Raw genomic sequence first — 17467 nt, forward strand, 5'->3', positions numbered from 1 at the left:
GGTCGCCGATGTACTGGCTCGACGCGCAGGTCAACACCACGGAAATGTTCGTCCACCACGAAGATGTACGACGCGCACACCTGAACTGGGCGCCGCGTCCGTTGTCGGAGGGTCGGCAGGCTCAACTGTGGAAGTACGCGCGGCAGATCGGCAAGATGGGCTACCGCAAAGCCGCTGTCGAGGTGATTTTGGAACTTCCGTCCGGGGAGAGCGCAGTCGTCCACAAATCCGGCTCTCGCAGTGTTGTCCTGCAGGGTGAACCTGCAGAGTTGTTGCTTCACGCTTTCGGTCGCAACGAAGTGCAGATCGAAGCAAAAGGTGAACTTGGCGACGTTCAATCGGTGATGGCACTCGATCGCAGTTTCTGATGGCCTCCTTCTACCGGAGTAGAACTCGACAGACGGGTTGTGAAGATCACGTTTCGCACTCGCGACCTGTGTTGCTGGTGTTGCGGATGGTCCAGATGGGGTCGCACAGACTAGCCTGAACTCCATGGCAGGTAAGTCGAGCGCCCGGGGATCCAGTACAAGCACGTCCACGTCCAGGGCATCGACCAGGTCGTCAGCGTCTGCGCCGAGCGCGCGGGCGACCGCAAAACCTCGCACATCGCGCACCACGCGGACCGTCTCGACTCCTCGAAATGTCACGACGTCGGCCAAAGCCGGTGGCCGCCCCGCTTCGGGGAAAGGCTCCAAGCCGGCTCCGAAGAAGTCGTCCGGTACGTCTTCGGCTTCGCGCCGACCCGTGTCGAAAACGTCTCAGCGGGCCAGCCCGTTGGCGGCGGTCGGCAAGGGGATCGGCGCCGGGTGGTCCCTGGCTGCCCGCGGTGTCGGCGCCACCACGCGCACGGTCAGCAAGGTCGGCGAGATCGAAGCCGGCCATCGCCGCGACGGAATAGCGCTCGGCCTGATCGCATTCAGCGTCGTCATCGCCGGGGGAGTCTGGTTCAAGGCCGGAGGTCCGATCGGCGGTGGTATCGACACTCTCGTGCGGGCGATCTTCGGCGCGGCTTCGGCTGTGCTCCCCATCGTCGGCGTCGGCCTCGCGATCCTGTTGATGCGCACCGAACCCAAACCTGAGATCCGACCTCGACTGATCATGGGATCGCTGCTGGTCGGTCTTCCTGCACTCGGCCTGTGGCACATCATCTCCGGATCGCCGACAGACGCGACCGGCCGCTCCAACGGCGCAGGTTTTGTCGGATACGTCGTGGGAGGCCCGCTGACCAACGGCCTCACCGTCTGGCTGTCGGCGCCGCTGTTGGTCATCGCCGCCGGATTCGGAATCCTGCTTCTGACCGGAACGACTCTGCGTGAGGTTCCGAGCAAGTTCCAGTCCTTCTTCGGTGCCTCGTATCGCTCGGACGAATACGGCGACTACGGATCCGAATTCGACGAGGACGGCGAGCACCACTACGGCGAATCTGCTTACGATCCTTCGCTGTTCGACGCCGACGGCTACCCGGTGGACACCTACGCCGAGCCGCCGCTCAAGCCCGCCAAGCGGACCAGCCGGCGCGCGCCGATCGACAACTACCCGACGGACGAGTTCGAATCCGGAGACAAGAAGACCGAAGTGCTCGGTCTGTGGAACGCCGACGAAACGGCAGAGCCCGACGAGCCCGTCGTGGCTGCGGCAGCGCCCGTCGTGGAGACGCCGGCGCCGCGCCCCAAGGTGCCGGCACGTTCGGTCCCCATCGCCAAGCCCGTGCCGAAACCCGAACCGGAGCCGGAGGAGAAGGAACACTTCGTCACCGATCGCGTCACCGACGGCGACTACAACCTCCCACCGACGACGTTGCTGATCGAGGGCGATCCGCCCAAGCTCCGCAGTTCTGCGAACGACGCGATGATCGAAGCGATCAGCGAGGTCCTCGAACAGTTCAAGATCGACGCCGCCGTTACCGGATTCACCCGCGGACCGACAGTGACGCGCTACGAGGTCGAACTCGGACCCGGCGTGAAGGTCGAGAAGATCACTGCGCTCGCCCGCAACATCGCCTACGCGGTGGCAACCGACAACGTCCGCCTCCTCGCCCCCATCCCGGGTAAGTCCGCGGTGGGTATCGAGGTACCGAACTCCGACCGTGAAATGGTTCGCCTCGCCGACGTGCTGAACGCGCCGAGCACCAGACGCGATCACCATCCACTGGTGATCGGTCTGGGTAAGGACATCGAAGGTGACTTCGTCAGTGCGAACCTCGCGAAGATGCCCCACCTGCTGGTGGCAGGTTCGACCGGCTCGGGTAAGTCGAGCTTCGTGAACTCGATGCTCGTGTCACTACTGACCCGGGCGACGCCGGAAGAAGTACGGATGATCCTCATCGACCCCAAGATGGTCGAGCTCACGCCGTACGAAGGTATCCCGCACCTGATCACGCCGATCATCACTCAGCCCAAGAAGGCAGCGGCCGCGCTGGCCTGGTTGGTCGAGGAGATGGAACAGCGCTACCAGGACATGCAGGCCAACCGAGTGCGTCACATCGACGACTTCAACTCCAAGGTCAAGTCCGGGGAAATCACCGCGCCGCTGGGCAGCGAGCGCGTCTACCGTCCGTACCCGTACATCCTGGCGATCGTGGACGAGTTGGCGGACCTCATGATGACCGCTCCGCGCGACGTCGAAGAAGCAATCGTCCGCATCACCCAGAAAGCCCGCGCTGCCGGTATCCACCTGGTGCTGGCAACGCAGCGCCCGTCCGTCGACGTCGTCACCGGCCTGATCAAGACCAACGTGCCTTCGCGTCTGGCGTTCGCGACGTCCTCGCTCACGGACTCGCGAGTCATCCTCGATCAGCCTGGCGCCGAGAAGCTCATCGGTATGGGTGACGGCTTGTTTCTGCCCATGGGCGCCGGCAAGCCGACCCGTATGCAGGGCGCGTTCATCACCGACGAGGAAATCTCTGCGGTTGTCGACTTCGCGAAGAACCAGGCCGAGCCCGAGTACACCGAAGGTGTCACCGCACAGAAGGCCGGGGAGAAGAAGGACGTCGACCCCGACATCGGCGACGACATGGACGTCCTCTTGCAGGCCGTGGAATTGGTCATCACGAGTCAATTCGGTTCGACGTCGATGCTGCAGCGCAAGCTGCGCGTCGGGTTCGCCAAGGCCGGCCGACTCATGGATCTCATGGAAAATCGTGGCGTCGTCGGCCCCAGCGAGGGCTCGAAGGCACGCGAGGTTTTGATGAAGCCTGAGGAACTCGACGGTCTGCTGTGGTCGATTCGCGGTGGCGACCCGGACGAGGCACCCGCAGACGAGTAGCGACACCTCGGCGGACAAGCCGTCGACAGACGACCGGAGGAACCCGTGCATGTGACGCCGTTGGCTTGGGGAATCACGATCGTGGTGATCCTCGGCCTGTTCGTCTTCGACTTCTTCGCCCACGTCCGCACGCCACATGCGCCCACGTTCCGGGAGTCGGCATTCTGGTCGACGGTCTACATTTCGATAGCCATCGTCTTCGGCCTGGTCGTGATGTGGATCTGGGGTACGACGTACGGCGGTGAGTACTTCGCCGGCTACGTCACGGAAAAGGCGCTCTCGGTAGACAATCTGTTCGTCTTCGTGATCATCATGTCGACGTTCGCCGTCCCGCGAGAGTTCCAGCAGAAAGTCCTGCTTATCGGCATCGTCCTCGCGCTGGTGATGCGCGGAATCTTCATCGGAGTCGGCGCGGCCGCCATCAATGCGTACAGCTGGGTGTTCTACCTTTTCGGTGCATTTCTGATCTACACCGCGTACACCCTGATCCGCGATCACGGCCACGAGAAGGAAGCGGAGGAGAAGCGCGACAGTCGCATCATCTCGCTCGTGAAGCGGGTGCTGCCCACCACCGAGGAATACGACGGCGACAAACTGATCACCCGGATCGACGGCAAGCGCGTCGTGACACCGTTGTTGTTGGCGCTCATCGCAATCGGGTTTGCCGACGTGCTCTTCGCGCTCGATTCGATTCCGGCGATCTACGGTCTGACGCAGGAACCGTACCTGGTGTTCACCGCCAACGCCTTCGCGCTGATGGGCCTACGACAGCTGTACTTCCTGATCGGCGGGTTGCTCGAACGACTCGTCTACCTCTCGTACGGGCTCTCGATAATTCTGGCGTTCATCGGCGTGAAACTGGTACTGCACGCGTTGCACGAGAACACGCTCTCGTTCGTCAACGGCGGTGAACACGTCTCGGTGCCGGAAATCTCGACGGCACTCTCACTCGGAGTGATCATCGGAGTGCTGGCGGTGACAACGGTCGCGAGCCTGTTGAAGACTCGCGACCGGGCCGGGGAGTAAAGCCGGGGCCTGTGTCCGTCAGGCGCTGAACTGGCCCAGAACCGGCACCCACTCGGTGATCCGGACGTTTTCGATCAGGTCGGCGATCGCGAACGGATCGTGGGTGAAGAGAAGCGAAACGGTATCGGTGTCAGCGGCGTCGACGATGATCAGCGCGCCGTTTCCATCTGCAAACGGACCTGAAGACAACACGATCGAGCGGGAAACCAGATCGGCGAGCCACGCGCGGTGATCGCTGCGGAGTTCGTCGCGCTGAGGATTCTTCTCGGGCGCGTAGGTGTATTCGACGAGGAACAACGACATCGTGAACCGCTTTCGGGACGGGGATCGAGACAGGGATGTGTGAAGAGTCTGAACGGTTCAGAGAGTCAGGAGCATGCGAGTATTGCCGAGTGTGTTGGGTTTCACATAGCTCAGATCGAGGAACTCGGCGACGCCGGCGTCGTAGGAACGACACATTTCGGCATAGACCTCAGCGGTGACGGGAGTGCCGTCGATCTCCGCGAATCCGTGACGGTGGAAGAACTCGGTCTCGAACGTCAAAACGAACAGTCGTTCCAACTCCAATTCCTTGGCGACCTCGATGAGTTTGTCGACGACGTGGAATCCCGCACCCTGCCCCTTGGCCGTCGGATCGACTGCGACGGTGCGGATCTCACCCAGGTCTGCCCATAGCACATGCAGTGCGCCGCAAGCGATTACCTGGTCACCCCGCTCAGCGACCCAGAACTCCTGGACAGCCTCGTACAGCGTCACGAGATTCTTCTCGAGCAGGATCTTGCCGGCGTAGATGTCGATCAGGCGCTTGATTTCGGGGATGTCCGACGTTCGCGCGCGACGCACGATCAACTGGCTCTCGGTATAGGTCGGCGCGGTCGAAGTCATGTGGTGCACATTAGTCAATGGCCCTACCGATATTCTAAGTCGCGTGCCTGTCCGCCCCACGCAATTCCCGCGCCGCTCGGCTGTATCCCGGGTTCGGCTCACCGCCCGTGCGGTGATCCGATGAGTACCCCGCGCGATCAGACCGACGCCCATCGCGCCGCCGTCGGTCCGTCCGACGGCACACCTGTCGCGGACAACCCGGTTCCGTTGCTGAACATCGCGAACATTCTCACGATGGTGCGAATGGTTCTCGTTCCGGTGTTTCTCGTTGTTCTGTTCGTCGACGGCGGACACTCGACGTGGTGGCGTCTCGGAGCGATGGGCGTGTTCATCGTCGCCGCGATCACGGATCGGATCGACGGCCAATTGGCTCGGAAGTACGGTCTGGTCACCGATTTCGGGAAACTCATGGACCCGATCGCGGACAAGGCCTTGATCGGAGCCGCGCTCATCGGGCTCTCGGTTCTCGGCGATCTGTCGTGGTGGGTTACCGGAGTGATCATCGCCCGAGAACTCGGAATCACGCTGTTGCGGTTCGCGGTCCTGCGGCACGCGGTCATCCCGGCAGGCAAGGGTGGCAAGCTCAAGACGCTCGTACAGGCCGTCGCGATCGGCTTCTACCTCTGCCCGCTGCCGAGCAGTTGGGACATCGTCAGCGGACTGCTGATGGCTGCTGCCGTCGTACTGACGGTGGCGACGGGAATCGAATACATCGTGCAGGCGATCAGGCTTCGCGCCGGAGTTCGCGCAGTCGAGTCATGACCGACCCGCTGCTCGGACTCGGGGTGGTCGAACTCGTCGACGCCCTCGCCGCCGCGAGGCAGACTGTCGCCGCCGCTGAGTCTTTGACGGCCGGATTGTTCACGGCTGCGATCGCGTCGGTGCCAGGGTCGAGCGCGGTGCTGCGTGGGGGCCTGGTCGTGTATGCGACCGACCTGAAAGCAACGCTGGCGGGCGTGGATCCTGAGCGCCTGGCGTCGGACGGTCCCGTGTCCGAGAGCACCGCCGTGGCCTTGGCGCTCGGCGCCCGGACGAGGTGCGGTGCCGACTGGGGAATCGGACTGACCGGAGTTGCCGGTCCGAGCGAGCAGGACGGACACCCGGTCGGAACGGTGTTTCTCGGCATCGCCGGCCCGGACGGAACCGAATGCGTACCGCTCGCGCTCGGCGGCGAACGGTGGGAGATTCGGACAACCGCGGTCGCGACTGCCGTGTCGCGGTTGCGTGATCGTGTCGTAGCGCGTGCGGCACGATAGGCTCGGGAACCAATCGGATGTGTTCGGACGTTGACGATTGTGAAGACGTACGACCATGCACGATGAGGTCACGGATGAAGGAGGAGCGAGATGGCGCTGCTATTGCGTGAGGCAATCGGTGACAGTCTCCGGCGTACGCGCGTTTCGCAGAGCCGCACGCTACGTGAGGTGTCGAACAGCGCGCGTGTGAGCTTGGGCTATCTGTCCGAAGTGGAACGTGGACGTAAGGAAGCATCGAGCGAACTGTTGGCAGCGATCTGTGATGCGCTCGCAGTCCCGCTGTCCGACGTGCTGGTCGATGTGAGCGAGACCTTGGCCACCAAGAAGAGCTCTCCGGTAGCTGGTCGACAGGTCACCGAACCTGCCGTGTCGGCATCCGGCACTGTCTCGGCATCCGGTTCGCCGACTATCGCACGCGACACTCGCGTCGTGATTCCGGCACCGAACGCTCGAAGGTTGGCGGCGGCGTAGCCACTACCGGCCGTAACCGATAGATTTTGTACGTAACCGCCGGTTTCCAGCAGGTGGGGTCAGAGCAGATAGGGCGCAGCCCTTGTTTCGGTGCGCGACGGTCGCGCTCCGGGTCGCGTTCGGCGCGGCGCATCAGATGGAGGCAGGATCAAACCAATGGCTAATCCTTTCGTCAAGGGCTGGAAGTACCTGATGGCGCTCTTCAATTCGAAGATCGATGAGAAGGCAGATCCAAAGGTTCAGATTCAGCAGGCGATCGAGGACGCACAGCGCCAGCATCAGGCGTTGTCCCAGCAGGCTGCGTCGGTGATCGGTAATCAGCGTCAACTCGAGATGAAGCTCAGCCGTCAGCTCGACGAGGTCGAGAAGCTCAACGCCAACGCGCGCCAAGCCGTCAATCTTGCCGATCAGGCTGCTGCTGCCGGCGACAACGACAAGGCGATCCAGTACACCAACGCCGCCGAGGCTTTTGCGGCTCAGTTGGTGACGGCCGAGCAGGGCGTCGAGGATCTGAAGGCACTGCACGACCAGTCCTTGCAGGCAGCCGCTCAGGCCAAGAAGGCCGTCGAGCAGAACGCGATGACCCTGCAGGCAAAGGTTGCCGAGCGTACCAAGCTGCTCAGCCAGCTCGAGCAGGCCAAGATGCAGGAGCGCGTGAGCGAGTCGCTTCGTTCCATGGACAGCACGCTGTCGGCTCCCGGCAACACACCCAGCCTCGATGCTGTGCGCGACAAGATCGAGCGCCGCTACGCTGACGCACTCGGCTCGGCCGAGCTCGCCCAGAACTCCGTCCAGGGCCGCATGATGGAGGTCCAGCAGGCCTCGGTTCAGATGGCGGGGCACAGCCGCCTCGAGCAGATTCGTGCGTCCATGAAGGGCGAGGCACTGCCTTCCGGCGGTGCAGCAGCCACTCCCGCGACTCCGTCCGTCGAGAAGCAGCCCCCGGCTGCCGGTCAGACCGGGCAGTAGCCGAATCCTCGATGTCGGCAGTGATGCTCTGATGTTTTCTTCGCGAGACGGTCGATCTGGGCGTGAGCCCCGGTCGGCCGTTCCCGTTTCCGTATCCGGCGCTTTCGGAGCGTTGGGACGCACCGCGGACACATTGCGTGAGGTCGGTCTGTCTGCGGCGGATGCTGCTCGGCGGTGGCAGGATCCGCGCGCCAAGTTCGAGCGCAAGCGTGCCCGTGCGCGTCGGCGCGCGCAGCGTTGGGGTTTCATGTCCGGCGGATCAGTGGTCGGCACGGCAGGCCTCGCGGTTGCGTCGGCCCCCGAGTGGTCGGTGGTCGTGGCAGGCGGGGGAGCGGCACTGTTCGCGGTTCCCGCCGTCATCGCGGTCGGCCGTTACCGTTCGATGAGCTCCGGTCCTCCGCCGTCGGCGCCGATTCGCAGACGGTTGCCACCGTCGTCGTCTCGCGCGTTCATTCCGATGTCGCGCCTCATCGGTGCCGAGACGTCGCTGTTCGAGATTTTGAGTGTTCTCAGACGCGCCGACACCATCGACCCCGGTGAGCTGGACGAAATCACCGCTACCGCCGATTCGGCACTCAGAGCGATGTTCGCGGTGTCGTCGGACGTGGTGGCGATGGAACGTGCGGTGGCCGCAACGCCCAAAGTGACTGAGCCGCTGGATCCCACAATCGACAGCGCAGTTCGTGAGTTGCAGTCGGGGTTGGACCAATACGAGGATCTGGTGACCTCGGCCGCCGCGCTGACTGCGCCTCACAGCCCTTCGGCGCTCGTGGGATTCAACCGGGAACTCTCGGCGCTGCACGCGGCCGCCGAGCGACTTTCGGCGCTTGCCGACGCCATCGGCGAGGTGGACGACATCACCCGCAAGTACAACTGACGGTTCCTGGTCTGATCGGCGCTCAGTCGTCGGCGCCGCGGGCTGCCAATGCTTCACCCATCGCATCTGCGGTCATCAGGGTGCCGACGATGACCGGCACTGCGAAGGAACGCAGCGAGAAGCCGAGCCCCCGTGCCTTGCGTGCTTCGGATACCTGTGTGATGACCTCGAACATGAGTGGGATGCACCGGATCGTCATTGCCAGGAGCAAGGCGATCCGTTCGGGATTGACGCCGAAGCGCCGCAAGGGTGTCAGGAATCTGGTGATCGCGTCGAGCATCTCGGAGATCCGCGTGGTCAGACCCATGATCGCCGCGAAGGCGATCGAGATGATCAGGACGCCGCACACGACGGCCGCTCGCTGCCACCCCGCGACCACCAGCTGGAACGCGCCAATGAACAGCAACATCCACAGTGCGGGTCGCAGCTGCCGGATCGCCGTCATCGGCGGGATGCGCGCAATGACGTACAGGGCGACGACGACGATCGCGGGAGCTGCCAGTTGCCACGGCTCACGTACGAAGATCGAGACGGCGAGGATCGCCACGACCAATCCGAGGAGCTTGATCCCCGTCGGCATCCGATGCAGGAGTGACGAGCCCGGGCGATAGACGCCGAGTGTGGTCACGAGACCAACGACCGGTAATGGCCGATCGAGTCGGCGGGGGAGCCGTCGGCGACGACACGGCCTTGGTCGACAACCAACACCCGTTCGAATGATTCGAGGAGGTCGAGTTGGTGGGTCACGACGATCAGTTGTTGATCGAGTGACTCGAATACCGAGCTGATGAGTCGCGAGTTGCGAAGGTCGAGGAGCGTGGTGGGCTCGTCGGCGACGAGTACGTTCGGTTCCGTCACCATGATGGCCGCGAGCGCGAGTAGCTGCTTCTGCCCACCGGAAAGCTGGTGAGTGGGATGGTCGGCGTGCCCGGCGAGACCGTAGCGCTGCAGGACCGAGCTGACCTTGGCGGCGCGCTCGGTTTTACCCAAACCGCTACGGCGGAGCGAGAATTCGATGTCCTCGGCCACCGTCGGCATCACGATCTGATGGTTGGGATCGGTGAAGACGAACCCGACCTGCTTGCGTACGTCGCGGCCCTTCTTCGCGGTATCCAGGCCGTTCACCTGGACGCGCCCTTCGGTTGGAACGACCAGGCCGTTGATCATGCGAGCGAGGGTCGACTTGCCGCTTCCGTTTGCACCCACGATCCCGATTCGCTGCTCGCTCAGTCGCAGATTTATCTGCTGCAGGACTGTTCGTTCACCGAAGCTGTGGCCGACGTTCTCGAAGACGATCTCACTCATCGGAGATTAATTCGCCACCACGGTCTTGGTGGACGAGATCACCGAATCACGCAGCAGTGCCGGATATGCGCGATGGACCTGGGACGCGACGAGCGCGGTGACCACTGCCTTTGCCGCGTCGAGAGGAATGAAGGCAGCGTTGGCCGACCAGGCGGCTACGAAGCTCATGTGTCCGCGGACCATCATTCCGACGATGCCGAAGGCGTAGAGGATGACAACCCCGCCGAGGAGGTTGATGCCGATGCCCGCGATGATCCGGTACTTGGGCAGCATCTTTGCAGTCAGCCACCCGATGACGAATGCCGTCGGGATCCAACCGATGAGGAATCCGGCCGTCGGGCTCGAAAGAGACACGAGTGCGGTGCGACCGCCGGCAAGGACCGGTAGTCCCACCAATCCCAGGGCGATGACCGTCAGGACGGCGAGAACACCCTTGCGCGGTCCGAGCAGAGCGCCGGCCATCATGACGCCCATGGACTGAAGTGTGATCGGTACGCCGGAGATGCCGATGTTGATCGACCCGGGTAGGCCCAGCGCGATGATGAGTGCGGCGAAGACGGCTACATGCGCGAGATCGCGAGCGGGGAAACGGGTCGTAGACACTGCGGACGTGCTCCTTCGGCGTACGGGATGGAACTTCGCGAGTTTACGCCAGTCGCACGCTGCAGTGGGTTGGACACCTGACCTGCGTGAGGGGCGGTCTCGGGGTGAACCCTGATCTTTACCTGAACTTGCCGCTGAGCTGCTGCTTTGTCGCGCCAGACCTGTCAGGCTGGTTCTACGGACGACGCAGCACCTGTCCGATTCGACTGATTATTCAATGGCCCATTGGAGGCAAGCATGTTTTGGAAGATCGTTTTGGCCGTCGTACTGGTGTGGGTTGCACTCGCGGTGGTCGGCGCCCTGATCAAAGGGCTTTTCTGGGTTCTGGTGGTCGGCGCGGTCGGCTTCGGAATCTACTTCCTGGTGAAGGCGATGTCGGGAAGTGACGACAATTCGCCCGCTTCGCGATTCTGACAGGCAAGATCGGCCCTATGGAAAACTTCCCCGAGGACTGGCAGCGCGCGATTGTCATCGTTGCGCATCCCGACGACATCGAATACGGCGCAGCCGCGGCGGTGGCGCAGTGGACCGATCGCGGCAAGGACGTCCGATACGTGCTGGCCACGCGAGGTGAGGCCGGAATCGCTGGTCTGTCGCCCGCGGAGTCCGGCCCGGTCCGTGAGGAAGAAGAGCGCCGCTCGGCCGCGATCGTCGGTGTCACTGAGGTGGAGTTCCTCGGACTACCCGACGGTCGTCTCGTTGAAGGCCTGGAATTGCGCTCGACTCTTGCCGCTGCAATTCGTCGCCACCGTCCGGAGTTGGTGGTCACGATGAACTTCTCGCACACCTGGGGGCCCGGCTACCTCAACAGTGCGGATCACCGCGCGCTCGGGATCAGCGTCCTGGATGCAACTGCCGACGCAGCAAACGAATGGATCTTTCCGTCATTGACGGCTCAGGGGTTGGCGCCGTGGTCCGGCGTTCGGTGGGTCGCGGTGAACACGATGACTCCCACGCACTGCGTCGACGTGACGTCGACGGTCGATCGCGCCGTGGATTCGCTCGCGGAACACGCACGCTATCTGGCGGCATTGAGTTCCGTGCCGATCCGGGAACAGGCCCGCGCACAGATAGATATGGTCAGCGGACCGAAGCCTGGGTTTGATGCCGAGCGCGCAGTTGGTTTCGAGTTGTACTATTTCTGATGAGCTTTGAGCGAGAAAAGTCGCAAGTCCCGACGGGATTGCCGGTGACTTGTCCGGTATTGTGTTACACACGATGGTAATCCGTAACGCAGATGACCCAATTGCCCCTCGCAAGGCCGACGGTCAGCGCATCCCCAGCCGCGAGATCGACGACGTGATTCTCGACGCCGCAAGATCGTGTGTCCTCGATTTCGGAATGCAGCGAACCACACTTGCCGAGATCTCCCGTCGAGCCGGCGTCAGCCGACCTACGGTCTACCGGCGGTGGCCGGACACGCGGGCCGTGGTCGCGGACCTGCTCACGCGGGAGATCCGATCGGTGCTGCCCGAGGTGACCTTTACCGGGTCTGCGGGCACGTTGCTCGTGGAAGCGATCGGTGACGTCGTCGGCCAGATCCGCGACCATCCGCTCTTCGTGAAAATTCGGAAAGCCGATCAAGAGTTGCTGACCACGTACATCGTGGACCGACTCGGCGCGAGCCAGAAGTCGATTCTCGAGCTGATCACCTCCGTCGTCGCGGCCGGTCAACAGGACGGTTCGATTCGTGAGGGAAGCGTCACCGAGATCGCGGCGATGGTTCTACTGATGGCGCAGTCCGTTGTCATCTCCGCACCGACTCTCGAGGCTGAGCTTTCTTCCGACGCGTCTGTCGAACAACTTCGATATGCGGTCGCTGCGTACCTGGCACCTGTCAAGAATTCGGGAGAATAGCTGTGAGCCCCCTAGGTTCAGCAGGCAGTGATTCAGCAAGCGGTGATTCAGCGCTCAATGCACAGCGGCGTACTCGTGAGCTCGAGCAGTTGGCGAACGGCGATTCGGTCGACGTCCTGGTTATCGGTGGCGGAATCACGGGCGTCGGTGTTGCTCTCGATGCCGTGACTCGTGGGCTGAGTGTTGCGCTGGTCGAAAAGCACGACCTCGCGTTCGGCACCAGCCGTTGGAGTTCGAAACTGGCGCACGGCGGCCTTCGGTACCTTGCTTCCGGCAATGTCGGCATCGCCCGTGAAAGTGCGGTCGAGCGCGGAATTCTCATGACGCGCACCGCGCCGCACCTGGTTCGCGCCATGCCTCAACTCGTACCGCTGTTGCCGGAGACGTCGTTCTTCGGAAAGGCCCTGGTGCGTACCGGTTTCCTGGCCGGTGACGCTCTGCGCATGTCGGCGCGAACCCCGGCGTCGGTACTACCCAGATCACGGACGGTCAGTGCTGCTCGCGCTCGCGAATTGGCCCCTGCGGTCAAGCAAGAGAATCTACGCGGCGCCTTGACTGCGTTCGACGGGCAGCTCATCGACGACGCCCGTCTTGTCGTCGGCATCGCGCGAACCGCGGCGTCCCACGGCGCGCGAATCCTGACCAGGGTCGGTGCGTACGACGTATCCGGAACATCGGCCACCTTGCGCGACGAGTTGACCGGGTCCGAGTTCTTGATGCGTGCCCGCGTCGTGATCAATGCGACCGGGGTATGGGCTGATCAGGTCGACTCCAGCATCACTCTTCGCCCCAGCCGCGGAACGCACCTGGTGCTCGACGCGGCGCGATTGGGGAACCCCACTGCAGCACTGACGGTGCCGATTCCCGGCGAGACCAACCGTTTCGTCTTCGCCCTGCCCGCGCAGCTCGGCCGGATCTACCTCGGGTTGACCGACGAAGCAGCGCCGGGGCCGGTGCCCGACGTACCGACGGCGTCCGAGGACGAGATCGACTTCCTGCTCAGCACCGTGAACACGGCGTTGGAAGTTCCGCTGACCCGTGGGGACGTCTTGGGGACCTTCGCGGGTCTGCGTCCGCTGCTGGACACCGGTGAAGGCTCGACTGCCGACCTCTCCCGCAATCACGCTGTTGTTCGTTCGGCTTCGGGCTTGGTCACGGTGGTGGGCGGCAAGCTCACGACGTACCGCAAGATGGCCGAAGACGCCGTCGACGCTGCGATCGAGGTCGGCTCGCTGAATGCCGGTGCGTGTCGGACACGCTCGTTGCCGCTGGTAGGTGCTGCATCGGCAGCGGATTTGAAAAAGATCAAGGCTCCCGCCTCCCTCGTGGCGCGATACGGCACCGAAGCGGAGTTCGTTGCCTCCGCGAGCAGTGATCGTCTTCGGCCGGTTGCGGACTTGGAGATCTGCGGCGCCGAGTTCGATTTCGCCGTATCGCACGAAGGTGCCCTCGACGCCGACGACGTCCTTGATCGCAGGACCAGAATCGGATTGGTGGCTTCGGATCGCGAACGCGCACTGGGTGCGGCGGAACAGGCGTTTCACTCGGTGTGACACTCTGATCCGGTGCGTGTAGCCGTCGTTGCCGGGCCGGACCCGGGTCATGCTTTTCCCGCAATAGCGTTGTCGCTGGCGTTGATCCAGGCCGGCGACGACCCCATCCTCTACACCGGGACCCGGTGGGTGGAGGCAGCGCGAGCAGCGGGCGTGGAAGCGGAGCCTCTCAAGGGCTTGGCTCCGCGACCGGGAGACGACGATCTCGACGCAGGCGCTCGGATTCATTCGCGCGCCGCCTATATTTCCACCGAACTGCTTCCCGACCTGAAATCCGTCTCCCCGGATCTTGTCGTCTCCGACATCCTTACTGCCGGAGGTGGATTGGCCGCGGAACGGCTCGGCATCCCGTGGGTGGAGCTCTCGCCTCACCCGTTGTACTCACCCTCGCGCGGTCTGCCGCCGATCGGCAGTGGGCTCGCGCCCGGAGTCGGAATTCGCGGTCGACTCCGCGACACCCTGATGCGCGCAGCGACGGGACGTTCGATCAAGCAAGGGTTGGCCCAGCGCTCGCAAGCCCGTGTCGGTGTCGGACTACCCGCTCTCGATCCCGGCCCTCGTGCGCGGCTGATCGCAACGCTTCCGGCACTGGAAGTGCCTCGCCCCGACTGGCCGGAGCACGCACACGTCGTCGGACCGCTTCTCTGGGAGCCGACCGAGGTCATTCTGGATCCACCGCCAGGTGACGAACCGCTGGTCATGGTGGCGCCGTCCACGGCACACACCGGCGCAGTGGGAATGTTCGAGGGCACGGTCGAAGGACTCGACGGCGCCGGTGTCAGGCTGATCGCATCGATACTCGAGGGAGCAGAAGGCGAACAACCTGATTGGGTTCGTGCAGGTCTCGGACGCCAGGACGCGATGCTGCGTGACGCGGCGGTATTGGTGTGCGGCGGCGGGCACGGCATGTTGGCGAAGGCCTTGCTGGCCGGCGTGCCGACGGTCGTCGTTCCCGGGGGCGGGGACCAGTGGGAGTTGGCCAATCGCGCTGCGCGGGCAGGCACGTCGGTGATCGTGCGGCCTGCGGATGCGCAGTCGATTCGCGATGCAGTACTACAGGTTCTTTCCGATGAGCGATTCACGGAAGCGGCGAGGGCGGCTGCCGCTACTGCGTCGCAGGTCATCGATCCGGTCGTGGTGTGCCGACAGGTAGTCAACGGTGGTGTGTCGGCGTGAGCCGACTGTGCCTGAGTGCAGATACATCACCCTGTGGACTACGGTGGCGGCTGTGCGGTTGACCGAATTTCATGAAATGGTGCGCGAAGAGTTCGGGCAGGTACGAGGCGACTCGATGCTGATCGACCATGTACTCCAGAGTCTCGACGGAATGACTGCCGCGGAGGCCGTCGAAGCAGGTTGGGAGCCTCGCGAAGTGTGGCGTGCGCTCTGTGTGGAGTTCGACGTACCGCCCGCCCGCCGCTGACTTTTTCGGCGTGTCGAACGTCTCCCATCTTCTGTTCGAACACGTGTTCGTCTATGCTGAAGCTGTTCGGTGGTGACGCTCCTTTCGTAACTGCGAACTTTCGGTTATCGACAAGCACAGTGTCCGACAAGCACAGTGTTGGACAAGCACAGTGATCGACAAGCGCGAAAGCAAGATCGAAAAGTCTGTCGGTGGCCGGATCTACTCTGATCGCAACACACCAACAGGGTCGGCTCAGGCAGGCACTGAAGAGACGGAGTCTGCTCAGGCAGGCACTGAAGACTGAAACAAGGATGGGGATCACGATGGCACCACAGGCACCTGATCGGGACAAGGCACTCGACCTCGCGTTGGCGCAGATCGACAAGAACTTCGGCAAGGGTTCGGTGATGCGCCTGGGTGAGGGTGTCCGCCAGCCCATCGCCGTCATTCCCACCGGTTCCATCGCGCTCGACGTCGCGCTGGGTATCGGCGGACTGCCGCGTGGCCGCGTCATCGAGATCTACGGCCCGGAATCCTCGGGTAAGACCACCGTGGCACTGCACGCAGTTGCCAACGCTCAGGCCAACGGCGGCATCGCGGCCTTCATCGACGCGGAGCACGCGCTTGATCCTGACTATGCAGCCAAGTTGGGTGTCGACACCGACGCGCTTCTGGTCTCGCAGCCCGATACGGGTGAGCAGGCTCTCGAGATCACCGACATGCTGATTCGTTCGGGCGCCCTCGACATCGTCGTGATCGACTCCGTGGCCGCTCTTGTTCCTCGCGCCGAGATCGAAGGCGAGATGGGTGACAGTCACGTCGGCCTGCAGGCTCGACTGATGAGCCAGGCGCTGCGCAAGATCACCGGTGCCATGAACAACTCGGGCACCACCGTCATCTTCATCAACCAGCTTCGCGAGAAGATCGGCGTGATGTTCGGTTCTCCCGAAACCACCACCGGTGGTAAGGCACTGAAGTTCTACGCTTCGGTTCGCCTCGACATCCGTCGCATCGAGACTCTCAAGGACGGTACCGACGCAGTCGGTAACCGCACTCGCGTCAAGGTCGTCAAGAACAAGGTCGCTCCGCCGTTCAAGCAGGCCGAGTTCGACATTCTCTACGGTCAGGGCATCAGCAAGGAAGGCTCGCTCATCGATATGGGTGTCGAGCACGGGTTCATCCGCAAGTCCGGCTCCTGGTACACCTACGAAGGTGACCAGTTGGGTCAGGGCAAGGAAAATGCTCGTAAGTTCTTGCTGGAGAACACCGATATCCGCGACGAGATCGAGAAGAAGATCAAGGAAAAGCTCGGTATCGGTGCTGACGTCACTGCAACCGACGAAGCTCCCGCCGACTTCTGAGTTCAGTCATGAGCTTCGACGACGGTGACAACGGCGAGAATGCTCGTGAAGAGTACGGCGCGCCTCGGCGTCGATCCCGTCAACGATCCGAGAAGCCGTCGCAACGCACAGAAGGTGGGACGGAGGCGCAGGCCAAAGATGCTTGCCTACGCCTCCTGACCGACCGGGCGCGCAGTCGTTCCGAACTGGAAACAAAGCTGAGCGGGCGTGGTTTCGAACCCGAGATCATCACGAGCGTTCTCGATCGGCTCCAGGAAATCGGCTTGATCGACGACGCAGACTTCGCGAACCAGTGGGTTCATTCGCGGCACACGTACTCGGGCAAGGGAAAGCGTGCGCTAGCAGTCGAACTGCGGCTCAAAGGCATCGACCAGGATGTAGCTTCCGAAGCGCTCTCACAGATCGATCCGGAAGACGAGCGCGAGCGAGCAGCGGAACTGGTTCGCCGGAAGCTGAAGAACAAGCCCGTCGACGATCGTGACAAGGTCACGCGCCGACTGGTCTCGATGCTTGCTCGCAAGGGATATTCAGCGGGGATGTCGTACGAGGTGGTCAAGGCCGAGATGGCTGCCGCAGAGTCGTAGGTAACCAATACCGTAGGCAAACAATGCCATAGGCAACTAATACCAGGAGGG

20 protein-coding genes and 1 pseudogene are annotated in these 17467 nt (G+C 63.0%); 16 read left to right on the forward strand and 5 right to left on the reverse strand.

Translation table 11 applies throughout. From position 1 onward, the window contains the following. The 3 genes and pseudogenes from ACFQ6H_RS28910 to ACFQ6H_RS28920 form a co-directional block, all read left to right on the forward strand. Positions 1 to 368 (forward strand): annotated as a pseudogene (locus ACFQ6H_RS28910) (TIGR03085 family protein); the annotation flags it as partial. A 124-nt stretch (positions 369 to 492) separates the two neighbouring features. Further along, positions 493 to 3264, forward strand: a complete 2772-nt coding sequence (locus tag ACFQ6H_RS28915; RefSeq protein WP_378450067.1) for a DNA translocase FtsK — start codon at positions 493 to 495, stop codon at positions 3262 to 3264. 45 nt (positions 3265 to 3309) lie between these two features. Beyond that, complete coding sequence (locus tag ACFQ6H_RS28920) at positions 3310 to 4290, forward strand: TerC family protein (RefSeq protein ID WP_019748181.1); 981 nt, start codon at positions 3310 to 3312, stop codon at positions 4288 to 4290. An 18-nt stretch (positions 4291 to 4308) separates the two neighbouring features. Here ACFQ6H_RS28920 and ACFQ6H_RS28925 read toward each other — a convergent pair whose 3' ends face one another. After that, positions 4309 to 4593: a YciI family protein gene (locus tag ACFQ6H_RS28925; RefSeq protein ID WP_230817127.1), complete on the reverse strand. Its 285-nt coding sequence runs from the start codon at positions 4591 to 4593 to the stop codon at positions 4309 to 4311. A gap of 57 nt (positions 4594 to 4650) precedes the next feature. Then, positions 4651 to 5175: an amino-acid N-acetyltransferase gene (locus tag ACFQ6H_RS28930; RefSeq protein ID WP_019748183.1), complete on the reverse strand. Its 525-nt coding sequence runs from the start codon at positions 5173 to 5175 to the stop codon at positions 4651 to 4653. Between the two features lie 120 nt (positions 5176 to 5295). On the opposite strand from ACFQ6H_RS28930, the gene pgsA reads away from it, so the two are divergent. The 5 genes from pgsA (at position 5296) to ACFQ6H_RS28955 (ending at position 8748) form a co-directional block, all read left to right on the forward strand. Continuing rightward, positions 5296 to 5937 (forward strand): CDP-diacylglycerol--glycerol-3-phosphate 3-phosphatidyltransferase, encoded by a 642-nt coding sequence (pgsA, locus tag ACFQ6H_RS28935; protein ID WP_003942125.1) that lies wholly within the window; start codon positions 5296 to 5298, stop codon positions 5935 to 5937. After that, positions 5934 to 6431: a CinA family protein gene (locus tag ACFQ6H_RS28940; RefSeq protein WP_378650294.1), complete on the forward strand. Its 498-nt coding sequence runs from the start codon at positions 5934 to 5936 to the stop codon at positions 6429 to 6431. Before pgsA ends, ACFQ6H_RS28940 begins: the two co-directional genes overlap by 4 nt. Positions 6432 to 6521: 90 nt before the next feature. Further along, a complete protein-coding gene (locus ACFQ6H_RS28945) occupies positions 6522 to 6902 on the forward strand; it encodes a helix-turn-helix domain-containing protein (RefSeq protein ID WP_230817130.1) in 381 nt (126 codons plus the stop codon). 156 nt (positions 6903 to 7058) lie between these two features. Next, on the forward strand, positions 7059 to 7871 hold the full coding sequence (gene pspA / locus ACFQ6H_RS28950) for a phage shock protein PspA (protein ID WP_003942098.1): 813 nt from the start codon (positions 7059 to 7061) through the stop codon (positions 7869 to 7871). Positions 7872 to 7902: 31 nt separating this feature from the next. After that, positions 7903 to 8748, forward strand: a complete 846-nt coding sequence (locus tag ACFQ6H_RS28955) for a hypothetical protein (RefSeq protein ID WP_378650296.1) — start codon at positions 7903 to 7905, stop codon at positions 8746 to 8748. A 22-nt stretch (positions 8749 to 8770) separates the two neighbouring features. On the opposite strand, the gene ACFQ6H_RS28960 is transcribed toward ACFQ6H_RS28955, so the two are convergent. Genes ACFQ6H_RS28960 through ACFQ6H_RS28970 form a run of 3 tightly spaced genes read right to left on the reverse strand, consistent with a single transcriptional unit; the run spans position 8771 to position 10656 of the window. Continuing rightward, entirely contained in the window at positions 8771 to 9376 is a 606-nt protein-coding gene (locus ACFQ6H_RS28960) for an energy-coupling factor transporter transmembrane component T family protein (RefSeq protein ID WP_378545525.1), read from the reverse strand. Then, positions 9373 to 10053, reverse strand: coding sequence for an energy-coupling factor ABC transporter ATP-binding protein (locus ACFQ6H_RS28965; protein WP_378450062.1), 681 nt, complete (start codon positions 10051 to 10053; stop codon positions 9373 to 9375). Before ACFQ6H_RS28965 ends, ACFQ6H_RS28960 begins: the two co-directional genes overlap by 4 nt. Positions 10054 to 10059: 6 nt before the next feature. Further along, the gene (locus tag ACFQ6H_RS28970) at positions 10060 to 10656 is read right to left on the reverse strand and encodes a biotin transporter BioY (protein WP_378533464.1); all 597 of its coding nucleotides are present in this window, start codon (positions 10654 to 10656) and stop codon (positions 10060 to 10062) included. Positions 10657 to 10893: 237 nt separating this feature from the next. Here ACFQ6H_RS28970 and ACFQ6H_RS28975 point away from each other — a divergent pair, with 237 nt between their 5' ends. From ACFQ6H_RS28975 to recX, 8 genes are all read left to right on the forward strand, one after another. After that, positions 10894 to 11070 (forward strand): hypothetical protein, encoded by a 177-nt coding sequence (locus ACFQ6H_RS28975; RefSeq protein WP_003942133.1) that lies wholly within the window; start codon positions 10894 to 10896, stop codon positions 11068 to 11070. Between the two features lie 17 nt (positions 11071 to 11087). After that, complete coding sequence (locus ACFQ6H_RS28980) at positions 11088 to 11801, forward strand: PIG-L deacetylase family protein (protein ID WP_378545519.1); 714 nt, start codon at positions 11088 to 11090, stop codon at positions 11799 to 11801. A 73-nt stretch (positions 11802 to 11874) separates the two neighbouring features. Further along, positions 11875 to 12513, forward strand: coding sequence for a TetR/AcrR family transcriptional regulator (locus ACFQ6H_RS28985; RefSeq protein WP_378650298.1), 639 nt, complete (start codon positions 11875 to 11877; stop codon positions 12511 to 12513). A gap of 2 nt (positions 12514 to 12515) precedes the next feature. After that, positions 12516 to 14066, forward strand: a complete 1551-nt coding sequence (locus ACFQ6H_RS28990; RefSeq protein ID WP_378650299.1) for a glycerol-3-phosphate dehydrogenase/oxidase — start codon at positions 12516 to 12518, stop codon at positions 14064 to 14066. 12 nt (positions 14067 to 14078) lie between these two features. Beyond that, on the forward strand, positions 14079 to 15242 hold the full coding sequence (locus tag ACFQ6H_RS28995; protein WP_378650301.1) for a glycosyltransferase: 1164 nt from the start codon (positions 14079 to 14081) through the stop codon (positions 15240 to 15242). A 52-nt stretch (positions 15243 to 15294) separates the two neighbouring features. After that, complete coding sequence (locus ACFQ6H_RS29000; RefSeq protein ID WP_003942185.1) at positions 15295 to 15489, forward strand: DUF3046 domain-containing protein; 195 nt, start codon at positions 15295 to 15297, stop codon at positions 15487 to 15489. A 305-nt stretch (positions 15490 to 15794) separates the two neighbouring features. Continuing rightward, entirely contained in the window at positions 15795 to 16832 is a 1038-nt protein-coding gene (gene recA, locus ACFQ6H_RS29005) for a recombinase RecA (protein ID WP_007735170.1), read from the forward strand. 8 nt (positions 16833 to 16840) lie between these two features. After that, positions 16841 to 17416 carry a recombination regulator RecX gene (gene recX, locus ACFQ6H_RS29010; RefSeq protein WP_378533454.1) on the forward strand — a complete coding sequence of 192 codons (576 nt, stop codon included), beginning with the start codon at positions 16841 to 16843 and terminating at the stop codon, positions 17414 to 17416. Positions 17417 to 17467 lie beyond the last annotated feature (51 nt).

This window comes from Rhodococcus sp. NPDC056506, assembly GCF_042794945.1.
Lineage (GTDB): Bacteria > Actinomycetota > Actinomycetes > Mycobacteriales > Mycobacteriaceae > Rhodococcus_F.

Coding starts and splice junctions, on each gene's coding strand:
- ACFQ6H_RS28975 (WP_003942133.1), top strand. CDS start 10,894: ATGTTTTGGAAGATCGTTTTGGCCGTCGTACTGGTGTGGGTTGCACTC.
- ACFQ6H_RS28930 (WP_019748183.1), bottom strand. CDS start 5,175: ATGACTTCGACCGCGCCGACCTATACCGAGAGCCAGTTGATCGTGCGT.
- ACFQ6H_RS28925 (WP_230817127.1), bottom strand. CDS start 4,593: ATGTCGTTGTTCCTCGTCGAATACACCTACGCGCCCGAGAAGAATCCT.
- ACFQ6H_RS28945 (WP_230817130.1), top strand. CDS start 6,522: ATGGCGCTGCTATTGCGTGAGGCAATCGGTGACAGTCTCCGGCGTACG.
- recX (WP_378533454.1), top strand. CDS start 16,841: ATGAGCTTCGACGACGGTGACAACGGCGAGAATGCTCGTGAAGAGTAC.
- recA (WP_007735170.1), top strand. CDS start 15,795: ATGGCACCACAGGCACCTGATCGGGACAAGGCACTCGACCTCGCGTTG.
- ACFQ6H_RS28965 (WP_378450062.1), bottom strand. CDS start 10,053: ATGAGTGAGATCGTCTTCGAGAACGTCGGCCACAGCTTCGGTGAACGA.
- ACFQ6H_RS28980 (WP_378545519.1), top strand. CDS start 11,088: ATGGAAAACTTCCCCGAGGACTGGCAGCGCGCGATTGTCATCGTTGCG.
- pgsA (WP_003942125.1), top strand. CDS start 5,296: ATGAGTACCCCGCGCGATCAGACCGACGCCCATCGCGCCGCCGTCGGT.
- ACFQ6H_RS28915 (WP_378450067.1), top strand. CDS start 493: ATGGCAGGTAAGTCGAGCGCCCGGGGATCCAGTACAAGCACGTCCACG.
- ACFQ6H_RS28940 (WP_378650294.1), top strand. CDS start 5,934: ATGACCGACCCGCTGCTCGGACTCGGGGTGGTCGAACTCGTCGACGCC.
- ACFQ6H_RS28955 (WP_378650296.1), top strand. CDS start 7,903: ATGTTTTCTTCGCGAGACGGTCGATCTGGGCGTGAGCCCCGGTCGGCC.
- ACFQ6H_RS28985 (WP_378650298.1), top strand. CDS start 11,875: ATGGTAATCCGTAACGCAGATGACCCAATTGCCCCTCGCAAGGCCGAC.
- pspA (WP_003942098.1), top strand. CDS start 7,059: ATGGCTAATCCTTTCGTCAAGGGCTGGAAGTACCTGATGGCGCTCTTC.